Annotated in this window: 11 protein-coding genes; 3 read left to right on the top strand and 8 right to left on the bottom strand. The window is 65.5% G+C overall.

The window, feature by feature from the left end:
• Window positions 1-23 precede the first annotated feature (23 nt).
• The 3 genes from MKP08_RS06895 to MKP08_RS06885 all read left to right on the top strand — a co-directional run bounded on the left by MKP08_RS06895 (window position 24) and on the right by MKP08_RS06885 (window position 4759).
• A complete protein-coding gene (locus MKP08_RS06895) occupies window positions 24-2966 on the top strand; it encodes a pitrilysin family protein (protein ID WP_241555449.1) in 2943 nt (980 codons plus the stop codon).
• Between the two features lie 68 nt (window positions 2967-3034).
• Window positions 3035-3340: a hypothetical protein gene (locus MKP08_RS06890; RefSeq protein ID WP_241555448.1), complete on the top strand. Its 306-nt coding sequence runs from the start codon at window positions 3035-3037 to the stop codon at window positions 3338-3340.
• 81 nt (window positions 3341-3421) lie between these two features.
• The gene (locus MKP08_RS06885; protein WP_241555447.1) at window positions 3422-4759 is read left to right on the top strand and encodes an AarF/ABC1/UbiB kinase family protein; all 1338 of its coding nucleotides are present in this window, start codon (window positions 3422-3424) and stop codon (window positions 4757-4759) included.
• Between the two features lie 45 nt (window positions 4760-4804).
• Here MKP08_RS06885 and MKP08_RS06880 read toward each other — a convergent pair whose 3' ends face one another.
• The 8 genes from MKP08_RS06880 to rpsU all read right to left on the bottom strand — a co-directional run bounded on the left by MKP08_RS06880 (window position 4805) and on the right by rpsU (window position 12249).
• The gene (locus MKP08_RS06880) at window positions 4805-5782 is read right to left on the bottom strand and encodes a DUF2268 domain-containing putative Zn-dependent protease (RefSeq protein ID WP_241555446.1); all 978 of its coding nucleotides are present in this window, start codon (window positions 5780-5782) and stop codon (window positions 4805-4807) included.
• Window positions 5782-7278 carry an Asp-tRNA(Asn)/Glu-tRNA(Gln) amidotransferase subunit GatB gene (gene gatB, locus MKP08_RS06875; protein WP_241555445.1) on the bottom strand — a complete coding sequence of 499 codons (1497 nt, stop codon included), beginning with the start codon at window positions 7276-7278 and terminating at the stop codon, window positions 5782-5784. The genes MKP08_RS06880 and gatB overlap by 1 nt, the downstream gene beginning before the upstream one ends.
• Window positions 7279-7317: 39 nt before the next feature.
• A complete protein-coding gene (locus MKP08_RS06870; RefSeq protein ID WP_241555444.1) occupies window positions 7318-8445 on the bottom strand; it encodes an acyltransferase in 1128 nt (375 codons plus the stop codon).
• A complete protein-coding gene (gene gatA, locus MKP08_RS06865; RefSeq protein WP_241555443.1) occupies window positions 8439-9923 on the bottom strand; it encodes an Asp-tRNA(Asn)/Glu-tRNA(Gln) amidotransferase subunit GatA in 1485 nt (494 codons plus the stop codon). The genes MKP08_RS06870 and gatA overlap by 7 nt, the downstream gene beginning before the upstream one ends.
• A gap of 100 nt (window positions 9924-10023) precedes the next feature.
• Window positions 10024-10326, bottom strand: coding sequence for an Asp-tRNA(Asn)/Glu-tRNA(Gln) amidotransferase subunit GatC (gene gatC, locus MKP08_RS06860; protein WP_215228830.1), 303 nt, complete (start codon window positions 10324-10326; stop codon window positions 10024-10026).
• A gap of 83 nt (window positions 10327-10409) precedes the next feature.
• Window positions 10410-11153 carry a PEPxxWA-CTERM sorting domain-containing protein gene (locus MKP08_RS06855; protein WP_241555442.1) on the bottom strand — a complete coding sequence of 248 codons (744 nt, stop codon included), beginning with the start codon at window positions 11151-11153 and terminating at the stop codon, window positions 10410-10412.
• Window positions 11154-11336: 183 nt separating this feature from the next.
• Window positions 11337-11915, bottom strand: a complete 579-nt coding sequence (locus MKP08_RS06850; RefSeq protein WP_241555441.1) for an FKBP-type peptidyl-prolyl cis-trans isomerase — start codon at window positions 11913-11915, stop codon at window positions 11337-11339.
• A gap of 127 nt (window positions 11916-12042) precedes the next feature.
• Complete coding sequence (gene rpsU / locus MKP08_RS06845) at window positions 12043-12249, bottom strand: 30S ribosomal protein S21 (protein WP_215228832.1); 207 nt, start codon at window positions 12247-12249, stop codon at window positions 12043-12045.
• Between the last annotated feature and the right edge of the window lie 229 nt (window positions 12250-12478).

Here is a 12478-nt window from a genome sequence, read left to right as displayed (position 1 = left end):
GCATTCCTTGGGGAGAATCACCGATGTTGAAGACCACCGCCGTCAGCCTGCTCGCGATTTCGCTGGCCGGGTGCGCCACCATGAACGAAAGCCAGATGGGCCGCGCGGACGCAGGCACGTCGCTCGCCAGTGCCGAAGATACCATCGGCGATCCCGCCCCGGTGTCCGAACTCGTCGACGAAGTGTCGATCCCCTACGACAGCTTCAAGCTCGCGAACGGCCTGACCGTGCTGGTGCATGAGGATCGCAAGGCACCGATCGTGGGCGTATCCGTGTGGTACAAGGTCGGCTCCAAGAACGAACCGAAGGGCAAGACCGGTTTCGCCCACCTGTTCGAGCACCTGATGTTCAACGGGTCCGAACATTCGCCGGGCGATTTCTTCGAACCGCTGCAACAGGTCGGGGCGACCGACTTCAACGGAACCACATGGTTCGACCGGACCAATTATTTCGAGACGGTGCCGACCGGCGCGCTCGACCGCGCGCTGTTCCTCGAAAGCGACCGGATGGGCTATCTCCTTGGCGCGATCACGCAGGAGAAGCTCGATAACCAGATCGGCGTTGTCCAGAACGAGAAGCGGCAGGGCGACAACCAGCCTTACGGCCTCGTCGAATACGAGCAGCTGGAAAACCTCTATCCGGTCGGGCACCCCTACCACCACTCCACCATCGGTTCGATGGAGGACCTGTCCGGTGCGACGCTGGACGATGTGAAGAGCTGGTTCCGCGACCATTACGCACCGAACAACGCCGTGCTGGTGCTGGCCGGCGACATCGACCTCGCCACCGCGAAGGAGAAGGTGACGCACTGGTTCGGCGCAATTCCTTCCGGCCCGGCGGTAGCGCCGGTGGACGCGCCCGTACCGACGCTGGATGCGCCCAAGTCGAAGACGATCAAGGACCGCATCGCGACCCCGCGCATCTATCGCATGTGGGCGGTTCCGGGCCTGAACGATCCCGAATTCCTGCCGCTTTCGATGGGGGCAAGCGTGCTTGGCGGCCTTGCCAGTTCGCGGCTCGACGATGCGCTCGTCCGGGGCCAGGAACTGGCGGTGAGCGTTTCCGCCAGCCCCGAGATTTTTGCCCAGGCAGGCCAGCTGGTGATTTACGCCGATGCCAAGCCCGGCGTGACCGAGGAACAGCTTGGCGCTGCACTGGATGCCGAAATCGCCAAGTTCGTGAAGGAAGGCCCGACGGCAGACGAGTTGCAGCGCGCCACCACCACTTACGCCGCCGGCCAGATCCGCGGACTGGAGCAGGTCGGCGGGTTCTCCGGCAAGGCACCGACCTTGGCCGAGGGGCTGCTCTATCAAGGCGATCCTGCCGCCTACAAGGACACGCTGGAACGCGCTGCGGCGATGACGCCCGAGCGCGTGCGCGAGGTGACCGCCAAGTGGATGTCGCGGCCCGCCTTCTCACTCGTCATCGAACCGGGCGATCGGACCGAGGGCGGTGAGAACCGCGGCGGCTGGTCGTTCAACGGCGGCACCGGGGCCTGGGCCTTCACCGCGGACGACAAGGGCGGCCCGGCACCCGCCTATTATGCGGCACCGGGTACGATGGCCGCTGCGGCTGCCACGACGGCGGAGGCCGATCGCAGCCAGTTGCCCCTTGTAGGTACTCTCGCTCCGCTCGACTTCCCGAAGATCGAGCGCACGACGCTTTCCAACGGCATGCAGGTCTATTTCGCGCATCGCGACGCGGTGCCCGTGGTCACCATGCGCGTTTCCTTCGATGCCGGCTACGCCGCCGATCCGAAGGACGAGCTCGGCATCCAGTCGCTGATGCTGGAGGCGATGGACGAAGGGACCGAGGATCTGACCGCCAGCGAGCTTGCCACGGAGAAGGAGCGGCTGGGCGTCAATCTCTACGGCACGGCCGATCTCGACACGACCGATTTCGGGCTCGACGCGCTGACGCCCAACCTCGACCCGTCGGTGGCGTTGCTCGCGGACTATATCCGCCATCCCGCCTTCCGCCCGGCCGATCTGGAGCGCGTGCGCACGCAGCAGGAAACGCGGATCAAGAACGAACTGAACAACCCTGGGCAGATCGCGGCCCGCGCGCTCCAGCCGCTGCTCTACGGGACCGACCACCCCTACGGCGTCGCGCCCAGCGGCACCGGCGACCTGGAGGTGGTGCAGAACCTGACCCGCGAAGACCTCGCGGCGTTCCATGACAAATGGCTGCGCCCCGATGCGGCCAAGGTGTTCGTGGTCGGCGATACCTCGCTCACCGCGGTGAAGGCTGCGCTGGAGAAGAGCTTCGGAGACTGGAAGGCCCCGGCAGGTGCCGCGCCGACCAAGAACTTCGACGTGCCCGTACCGCCACAGATCTCGCGCATCATCCTGATCGACCGCCCGCAATCGCCGCAATCGGTGATCGTCGCCGGTCGCATCCTGAATGCCAAGGGGACCGACGATCTCGTCGCGCTGCGCGCCGCCAACGAGGTGTTCGGCGGCAGCTTCCTGTCGCGGATCAACATGAACCTGCGCGAGACGAAGGGGTGGTCCTACGGCGTGCGTAGCCAGATCGGCAGCCCGATCGATCGCACCAGCTTCATGATCTACGCCCCGGTCCAGGCGGATCGTACCGGCGATTCCATCGTCGAACTGCGCAAGGACCTGACCGCCTACACCGAAGGCGGCGAAGGTGTCACAGCGGAGGAGCTGACCCGGCTCGTCAACGGCAGCGTGCGCGAACTGCCCGGCCAGTTCGAGACGAGCCGCGACGTGCTGGGTGGAATTGCCAACATCGTCGAATACGATCGTCCCGACGATTACTACGAGACGCTGGCAGCGAAGTATCAGGGTCTGCAGGCCTCGCAGCTCGATGAACTGGCCGCGGCCGACTTCCTCGGCAACGATCTGGTCTTCGTGGTGGTTGGCGATGCCGAGAAGGTGCGCCCGCAGCTCGAAAAGATCGGCCTGCCGATCGAGGAACGCGAAGCCCCCGCCATCCGTTGACATCCATGTAAGTAGCGGCGCGCCCCGCCGACGCTTATCTCAATTTGTCCCAGAGAGGAGTTTATCGAATGTCCGTTGCAGGTACCTATGAAACCGTCGTCACGAGTCCGATGGGCGACCAGAAGGGCACTTTCACCGTCGTACCCGGCGACGATGGCAAGACCTTCACCGGCAGCATGGCTGGCGGCATGGGCTCAATGGACGTGAAGGACGGCACCATCGACGGCGACACGCTCCGTTGGAAGATGGACATGACTGTGCCCATGCCGATGACGCTCGACTGCACTGCCGATGTGAACGGCGATCAGATGACCGGCAAGGTCAATGCCGGCGCCTTCGGCGACATGCCGCTGACGGGCGAGCGCAAGGACTGATCTACGGTACGATGATTTTACGAAGGGGCGTCGGGAGCGATTCCGGCGCCCCTTTCGTTTGGATCGCATGAGGCGCGCGCAGTGAGCGACGAGGACCGGAAGCGGGAGCGGGAGCGGGGGCGCGCAGTACCAAGCGGGCGCGCCAGCAGGCTCGGCGTGTTTGGGCGGCTGGCGGGCGGACTCGCCGGCGGGATCGCTGCGGAAGGCGCGCGGCGGCTGGCACGGGGCGAACGCCCTCGCATGCGCGACATGATCCTCACCCCTGGCAATGCTGCGCGCATGGCCGACCGGCTGTCGCATCTGCGCGGCGCGGCGATGAAGATGGGCCAGATGATCAGCATGGACGCGGGCGACATGCTGCCGCCCGAGCTGGCCGAGATTTTGGCCCGCGTGCGCGATCAGGCCCACCGTATGCCGCCACGCCAGTTGCGCGACGTGCTGAACCGCGAATGGGGCGAAGGATGGCGTACCCGCTTCTCCGCCTTCGATGCGACACCGATCGCCGCCGCCTCGATCGGCCAGGTTCACCGCGCGACGACGCAGGACGGACGCGAGCTGGCGATCAAGGTGCAATATCCCGGCGTCCGCCAGAGCATCGATGCGGATGTCGACAATGTGGCCACCCTGCTGCGTGTTTCCGGCCTCTTGCCCAAGGAACTCGACCTCGCGCCATTGCTGCTGGAGGCCAAGCGGCAATTGCACGAGGAGGCGGATTACGAGCGCGAGGGTGCGCAGATGATGCGCTACCGCGCGCTTCTATCGGATCAGCAGGACTACGTGGTGCCCGCCATCGCGCCGGATTTCTCCACCGCCAACGTGCTGGCGATGGATTACCTGCCCGGCCGCCCGATCGAGGCGCTGATCGACGCTCCACAGGAGGAGCGCGACCGGGTGACGGCCAGCATCATCGCCCTGGTGCTGCGCGAACTGTTCGAATTCGGCGTGATGCAGACCGATCCGAACTTCGCCAATTTTCGCTACCAGCCCGAGTCCGGTCGACTGGTGCTGCTCGATTTCGGCGCGACCCGCAATGTGGAGCCGGAGGTCGCCGCCGTCTATCGCCGCCTGCTCGCGGCGGGGCTGGCCGAAGATCGCGACGCGGTCCGCGCGGCGGCGGTGGAGGCAGGCTTCGTCGGCCCGGGCGTGCTGGAACACCACCGCGAGCCGCTCGACCGCATCATCGATATCATCGTCACCGAGATGAGCCGCGAGGGGCCATTCGATTTCGGCGACCGCGCCTTCGTCGGCACCGTTCGCGACCTCGGCATGGAAATAGCCGCCGATCGCGCCATCTGGCACATCCCCCCGATCGAGACGCTGTTCGTCCAGCGCAAGATCAGCGGCACCGCGCTGCTCGGCGCGCGGCTGAAGGCACGGGTGGACGTGCGCGGGATGGTAGAAGAGCGGCTGGCAGGATAGCCTTACGCCAATTGCCCGCGGCACGGGGCTTTCCAGTAGCGGCGGTCAGCCCTTCGGCCCGCCGGCGGCGTCCAGGATTGCCTGCGCATCGGACCAGCTCAGTACCGTTTCCACAGCGGCGCGCCGGTCGGCAGCCTGGTCCACGTAACGCTGCCAGATGCGCATCCCCATCCAGTAGCCGAGTTCGTAAGGCCACCCGTCGGGGGCGTTCTGGTAATTGCCCACCCACCGAGAAGACGCCCGCTGGCGTTCTTCCTCGGTCGCATCGGAATCGAATACCGCCAGATCGGACTGCAATTGCCGCCACAGGTCTGTTTCGCGCGGGAGCGCCCATGCTGCTCGCTCGGGCGAGGGATCGCGACCCAGTACCAGCGAAGCGACGTAATCCGCGGCCCCTTCCTGCAGAACCGCCATCAGCAATGGGTTGGGCGCGGCATCTTCGCTCTGGTCCTGCCAGGTATGCACCGTCTCATGCGCGAATAGCAGGCGAAGCCAATTGCGCAGGTCGGCATCGTCCTTGGTTATCGCGCATAGCACTTCGAGTCCAAGCACCTGCGCTCCGTCACCTGCGGTTCCGCCGGAATTCCCCGCTCCGAAGAGCGCATATACGCTTGGCAACGGACGATTGGGGTAGAGGCCGTGCAATCCGAGGTAGATCGCCTGCAGTTCGGCGCTAGACTGTTTGACGACCGGAAGGCAACGGTCGATCGCGACTTGGTACGCGGCCGGATCGGCGGCGATTGCTTTGGCAAGGCGCGCCGCGTTTTGAATCCTGTTCGGCGTGAAGATGGCAACCGCCTGCGTTCCGGGGTCCAGATAATCCCGCTGGATCGTCTCGGCATTTGGCTTGCCGTTGCTCCGGGCGAACATTTCGGCGAAGCGATCGGCGTCTTCAGTGTGGACGTGCGCGCCGAGGGGATCTTCGGATTTTGGCGGTGCGGGTTCCTGTGCACACACCGGCTCGCCCATGAGGGCCGCGCTGCCGGACACGATAAGGAACGCGCGCAGCAGAGCGCGGGGCATCACCCCAGTTTCGCCTTCAGCAACTGGTTGACCACGCCGGGGTTCGCCTTGCCCTGCATCGCCTTCATCGTCTGGCCGACGAAGAAGCCGAACAGCTTGTCCTTGCCCCCGCGATATTCGGCAACCTTGTCTTCGTTGGCGGCGAGGATCTCGTCGATCTTCGCCTCGATCGCGCCAGTGTCGCTGACCTGTTTCAGCCCTTCGGCATCGGCGATTTCTTCCGGATGGCGGCCGGTCTTGAGGACGATCTCGTAGATCTCCTTCGCCTGCCCGCCCGAAATTTCGCCCGCATCCTGCATCTTAAGGATCGCGGCCTGCGCCTGCGCGCTGGCGTGGGCAGGGTTCGCCTCGTCCCCCAGCGACTTCACCACGCCCGGCGCGACCGAGAGCGACCAGTTGGCGACCTGCGTCGCGACCGCGGCTTCCGGCTTGCCCAGCGCGGTGGCCGTTTCGGCCAGCAACATCTCGAACCGCTCGAACGTCTCGACCTCGGCCGTCAGCTCGCGCGCGTTGTATTCGGTGAGGCCCAGTTCGCCAGTATAGCGCGCGCGCTTGGCATCAGGCAGCTCCGGTAGCGACGCCCGGCACTCGGCGAGGAAATCCTCGTCCAGCTCCAGCGGCAACAGGTCGGGATCGGGGAAGTAGCGGTAATCGTGCGCGTCTTCCTTGCTGCGCATGGTGCGCGTGGTCCCGGTGCCGGGATCGAACAGGCGCGTTTCCTGGTCCACGGTCCCGCCGTTTTCCAGCACGTCGACCTGCCGGTTCGCCTCGTATTCCACCACCTGCATCACGAAGCGCACCGAGTTGACGTTCTTCGTCTCCGTCCGCGTGCCGAATTCCTCGCCCGGCTTGCGCACGCTGACATTCACGTCGGCGCGCATGGAGCCTTCCTCCATGTTGCCGTCGCACGATCCGACATAGCGCAGGATGCTGCGCAGCTTGCGGACATAGGCCCCAGCCTCCGCCGGACTGCGCATGTCGGGACGGCTGACGATCTCCATCAGCGCGACGCCGCTGCGGTTCAGATCGACATAGGACATGGTCGGATGCTGGTCGTGCATCAGCTTGCCCGCATCCTGTTCGACATGGATGCGCTCGATCCCGATGACCTTGTCCTCCGGGATGCCCGCCTTCTCGTCCGCGTCGATGGTCAGCTGGCCCTCGCCCACGATCGGATGGTAGAGCTGACTGATCTGGTAGCCCTGCGGCAGATCGGCGTAGAAGTAGTTCTTGCGGTCGAAGCGGCTCCACGCGTTGATCTGCGCCTCGATCGCCATGCCGGTGCGCACCGCCTGCCGGATGCACTCGCGGTTCGGCACCGGCAGCATGCCGGGCATCGCGGCGTCGACCAGCGACACCTGCGAATTGGGCTCGGCCCCGAACGCGGTGGAGGCACCGGAGAAGAGCTTGGCTTTGCTGGTGACCTGCGCGTGAACCTCGAGGCCGATCACGACCTCCCATTCGCCGGTGGCACCCTGGATACGATAGCTGGACATGGACTTGCCTCTAATAGCGACGGGCGCGGGTGTGAAGCGTCACTTCGCAGGCGGCGGGAGCCGCTTCGTCCAGTGGCGCGCAGGCTCCTCGATCGTGCGCCACGCCAGCCACGCGGTGGCGAGTGCACCGGCCAGTAGCGCGAGGCTGATCGCCGTGGCGAGCGCGGGCGGAGGTGCCATGCTGAGCAGGCCGTATTTGTTCAGCCCCGGCGCGATCCAGTCCGCATGGCCGAGCGCATCGAATATCCACGGCCCGAAGCGGTTCGGCAGGATCACCCAGAACAGATGAACCATGAACAGCGCGAAGCTGAGCTTCCCCAGCCAGACGAAGGGCGCGGCGTGGAGAAGGCGCGCGACATGCCCGCGATCGCGCGCAAAGACGAGCACCATGGCGGCGAAGAGCGGCGCGGCGAGCAGGACCCAGCGCCCATCCTTGCCGGGGATCCACAGCAGCCAGATGAGGAGCGCGATCAACCCGATTTCCAGAACCGTCAGCAGGGTCGTACTTATCTCCCTCCGCGCAAATTGCTGGTGGATACGCCAGGTCAGCAGGCCGATGGCGAAATCGAACAGCCCGCGCTGGAGCAGCGAGCCGAAGCCCACCACCGAGATATGGTTCCACAGCCCCCATGCGGCGGCAACGGCAAGCATGGCGGCGACGGCAATTGCGACCGCGCCGCGCCCGAACAGCAGCGCAGCGAGCGCATACAGCACCATCTCCACCCCCACGGCCCAGCTGACCGGAGCGTAGAAATTGCCGGCCCCGACCGCGAAGGCATCCAGCAGGAAAGCGCCCCTGACCCACTCCATGGGAGGGTGCGCCTCATGCAGGATCGGGCGGAACACGGTGAATTCGAGCAGAGTGAAACCCGCAACCACCGCAAGATGCAGTGGAAAGACCCGGCCGAAGCGGATCAGAAGGAAGCTGCCGCGCGGATAGCCATGCGCAAGCCGCGCGCCATAGCTCATCGCGATGACAAAGCCCGACAGTACGAAGAAAAAATCGACCAGCATCCAGCCCGAGCGGAACGGCGTCCACCCCGACACCCAGCCGAAATCGCCCATGTGGTAGAAGACGATGAACAGTGCCGCGATCCCGCGCAGAGAATCGAGCGCAACGAACCTTTCCGGCGTGCCCCCGGCCGGGGCCGCGCGGATGGCTACCACCAGCGTTCCGGTTTCGCGGTGAAGCCAGCGCGTTGTTCGATGGCAAGGCCGGCGTTCAGCACCCCCTGCTCGTCGAAGGGCTTGCCGACGATCTGGAGGCCCAACGGCAGGCCGTCATCGTTCAGCATCGCGGGCACGCTCATCGCGGGCAGCCCGGCAAGGCTCGCGGGTACGGCAAACACGTCGTTCAAATACATCGCCAGCGGATCGTCGCTGTTTTCACCCAGCGGGAAGCTGGCAGTGGGCGTGGTCGGGGCGAGGATCACGTCGCAATCTGCCCAGGCACGTTCGAAATCGCGGGCCACCAGCGCGCGGACTTTCTGCGCCTGCGTGTAGTAGGCATCGTAGAACCCCGCGCTCAGCACATAAGTGCCGATCAGGATGCGGCGCTTCACCTCGTCGCCGAAGCCGTCGGCGCGGGTCGCGGCGTACATGTCCTGCAGCCCCGCCCCCTCGGGCAGATCGCGCAGGCCGTAGCGCACGCCGTCATAGCGCGCGAGATTGCTCGAGGCTTCGGCAGGCGCGATGATGTAATAGGCGGGCAGCGCGTATTTCGTATGCGGTAGCGAGACGTCGACGATCTCCGCACCCGCATCGCGCAGCCATTCCTTGCCGCGTTCCCAGCTGTCGAGGATCGCCTGATCGGTGCCGTCCATGCGGTATTCGCGCGGAATGCCGACGCGCTTGCCCTTCACATCAGCATTCAGCCCCGCTTCCCATTCGGGTACGGGCATGTCGAGGCTGGTCGAATCCTTCGGATCGTAACCCGCCATCGCTTCCAGCATGATCGCGCAATCGGTGACGTCGCGCGCCATCGGCCCGGCCTGGTCGAGGCTGCTGGCGAAGGCGACCACGCCCCAACGCGAACAGCGGCCATAGGTCGGCTTGATCCCGGTGATGCCGGTGAAAGCGGCGGGCTGGCGGATCGAACCGCCGGTGTCGGTACCGGTCGCGGCAGGCGCGAGCCGTGCGGCGACCGCGGCGGACGACCCGCCCGAACTGCCGCCGGGGGCAAGCGCGGCATTGCTGCCCGACTTGCGCCATGGCGAATTGACGTTGCCGAAATAGCTTGTTTCGTTCGAGCTACCCATCGCGAACTGGTCGAGATTGAGCTTGCCCAGCATGCCCGCGCCCGCGTTCCACAGGTTCTGCGACACGGTGCTTTCGTATTGAGGCACGAACCCTTCGAGGATGTGGCTGGCCGCGGTGGTCTGCACGCCCTTGGTCGCGAACAGGTCCTTCATCCCGATCGGCACGCCCGCCATCTTGCCCAGCGGCTTGGCATCCGCGCGCGCGGCGTCGACCGCATCGGCGGCCTCCAGCGCCTGCTCCGGCGTGGCGACGATGAAGGCGTTGAGCGCGTCCTGCGCCGAAGCGACATTCGCGTTGAAGGCTTCGGCCACCTCGCGCGCGGTGAAATCGCCCGCCGCGACACCGTCGCGGATCGCCTTCACGCCCAGTTCTGTCAGGTCGGTCATGCTTACCTCGTCACCCCCGCACAGGTGGGGTTCCCATAAAACGGAGCGCGGCATGCGCCACGCTGGATTCCCGCCGCTGCGGGAATGACGGATGGGATCGTCACTCGATGACCTTCGGCACGCCGAAGAAGCCGTGTTCGGCCACGGGCGCGTTGGCCAGCACCTGGTCACGCACGCCGCCGCCGGTCAGCGGGTCGGCATCGACCACGTCGTCGCGCAGCCGCTGCGCACGCGGGATGACGGCCGTCATCGGCTCGACACCGGCCACATCGACCTCGCCCAGCTGTTCGACCCAGCCGAGAATGTTGTTGAGTTCGGGCACCATGCGCTCCAGCGCCGCGTCATCCATCCGGATGCGCGCCAGCGAAGCGATCTTGGCCACGGTCTGCTTGTCTACGGACATGGGGACGCCGGTTAGCGCCCCCGTCCGTGCGCATCAAGCACGCGCGCTCTTCTTGCGCAGGAATTCGGACAGATTGCCCGAAATCAGGCGTAGCGGACGGTGCGCGAAACGCGCGGCGTCCGGCTGCGCTGGCGACGCATGCCGAAACCGATCGCGCCGAAGCCCAGGATCAGCATCATCCAAGTCGCCGGTTCGGGCACGCCCGGGACACCCTGCGCCACGACCGCGCCCAGCTTGAAACTGTCGGTCACCTGATTGCGGGGGGTCAGCGCGCCGACGATCCAGTTGGCGGAGGTCCCGCCCGATTCGTTCGCCGCCCAGCGGCTGCCGGTGCCGCCATAGCTGTTGTCGCTGGAGGTGATCAGCGAATTGATCTTGGACACCGAGGAACCGTTCCAGCCCTTCGTATCGCCGGAGGATAGCGACGCGAAGGTCACGTCGGTATCGCCATAGGCGGACAGATAGGCGTAGGGCAGCGAGACCGGCTGGTCGAAGGTCAGCAGGATGAAGTCGCTGCCGAACGAATTGTCGATCGTGTGCGTGTTGTTGGCGCCGCGACCTTCGAGGAAGTTCGTCACGCCCAGACCGTTCGCATAATCGCCGAGATAGGCGCTGGTGACGACGTTCATGAACACCGACCAGGCGGAAGCGGTGACGTTGATCGTCTGACCGTTATCCGTGCCCGTGAAGGTACGGGTGTTGCCCGGAGCGCCACTCGTCGCGCTGGAATGCTTCGTACCGAAATTGATGGTCGGCGCCGCGCTGGCGGGCACGGCCATCATCGATGCGCCGATAACGGCGGCGGAAATAACACTCAGACGTTTCATGGCCGTCGGCCCTCCTTCACCCGGATCATCGCCCCTGCGATGTCCGGTCATGAAGAAAGTATTAATTCGGCCCCTGGTCGCTGACAATCGCCCCGAATACACCCGTCCCGCGTTGAGACAGCGGCCGGCAACCCGAAGGAAAGGCTCCAAATTCCCCAGGCGGGAACTTGGTCTGCACTATCCTTAATTGCCAGCCGGTGCCGAATCGGGTGCCTGCGCTGCCCCCGGCGCGCCACCCTGCTGCTGCATCATCATCTGCTGCAGCATCTGGACGCGACGCTCCGCATCCTCGCGGCTCATGAAGTCGTTCACGGTAACGTCGAAGACAAGATCGCTGTTCGGCGGGATCGGGGCACCGGGCGGCGGGCTGTCGCCATAGGCGAGGTCGGAAGGAATCTCGATCCGGTACTTGCCGCCCTTCTCGGTGCGTTGCAGCCCTTCCACGAAGCCGGGGATCATCTGCCTATCCTCCAGTAGCATCGGCGTGCCCGGCGGCAGGATGCCCGGGGGGAAGGGCGAAGGCTGCGACTGGTCGAAGGTTTTCCCGTCGGGCAGCTTGCCGACATAATCGATGAACACGACATCGCCGATCTGTGGGCTGGTGCCGTTGCCGGCCTCGAGCTCGGTCACCTTGACCCCGCCCGGAACCGCGGCCCAGGCGACGCCCGCGGCGACCAGCAGCGCGAGGATCACGCCGATCCACAGCTTGGCCAGCGAGCCCTTGGCGATCGGCCGGAGCGGTACACGGGTAATCTCGGTCATCGATAGAAGTCCTGCGATCTGGAGCCGCGCGTTCGATACGCGAAGGGCGCGGGAGGCGATGTGCCCACCCGCGCCCTTTGGCGTGTCTCGGCCCGATCTTCAAGCCGGGCGTGTGAACGCAGGTGGTTTATACCGCGCCGTCGCGCTCCATCCGCTTGCGCTCCATCTTGCGGGCGCGGCGAACGGCGGCGGCCTTTTCACGGGCGCGCTTCTCGCTCGGCTTCTCGTAGTGGCGGCGCAGCTTCATCTCGCGATACACCCCCTCGCGCTGCAGCTTCTTCTTGAGCGCGCGGAGAGCCTGGTCGACATTGTTATCGCGAACGACGATCTGCATAGAGTTCACTACCTTTCAATTCGATCGGTCAGAGCCCGCGTGATTCGCCCGATCGATTCGGGAGGCGGCGGGTCACCGTCTGTAAATGCAACGAAAATGCGCCCGTAACCGTTCCGGACGGGCGCCATCGCGGTCCCTATAGGACTTCGCGCGTCTCGAAGCAAGGTCCCGTACCACTCCTGCCGCGCCGTGGCAGGCTTGCCACAGCGGCGGGCAAGTCTATGGAGCC

Source organism: Erythrobacter sp. LQ02-29, from assembly GCF_022576075.2.
In the GTDB taxonomy this organism is placed as follows: Bacteria; Pseudomonadota; Alphaproteobacteria; order Sphingomonadales; family Sphingomonadaceae; genus Alteriqipengyuania.
This window is presented reverse-complemented; position numbering and strand designations above follow the sequence as displayed.

Coding starts and splice junctions, on each gene's coding strand:
- rpsU (WP_215228832.1), bottom strand. CDS start 12,249: ATGCAGATCGTCGTTCGCGATAACAATGTCGACCAGGCTCTCCGCGCG.
- gatC (WP_215228830.1), bottom strand. CDS start 10,326: ATGTCCGTAGACAAGCAGACCGTGGCCAAGATCGCTTCGCTGGCGCGC.
- gatB (WP_241555445.1), bottom strand. CDS start 7,278: ATGTCCAGCTATCGTATCCAGGGTGCCACCGGCGAATGGGAGGTCGTG.
- gatA (WP_241555443.1), bottom strand. CDS start 9,923: ATGACCGACCTGACAGAACTGGGCGTGAAGGCGATCCGCGACGGTGTC.
- MKP08_RS06855 (WP_241555442.1), bottom strand. CDS start 11,153: ATGAAACGTCTGAGTGTTATTTCCGCCGCCGTTATCGGCGCATCGATG.
- MKP08_RS06880 (WP_241555446.1), bottom strand. CDS start 5,782: ATGCCCCGCGCTCTGCTGCGCGCGTTCCTTATCGTGTCCGGCAGCGCG.
- MKP08_RS06895 (WP_241555449.1), top strand. CDS start 24: ATGTTGAAGACCACCGCCGTCAGCCTGCTCGCGATTTCGCTGGCCGGG.
- MKP08_RS06850 (WP_241555441.1), bottom strand. CDS start 11,915: ATGACCGAGATTACCCGTGTACCGCTCCGGCCGATCGCCAAGGGCTCG.
- MKP08_RS06890 (WP_241555448.1), top strand. CDS start 3,035: ATGTCCGTTGCAGGTACCTATGAAACCGTCGTCACGAGTCCGATGGGC.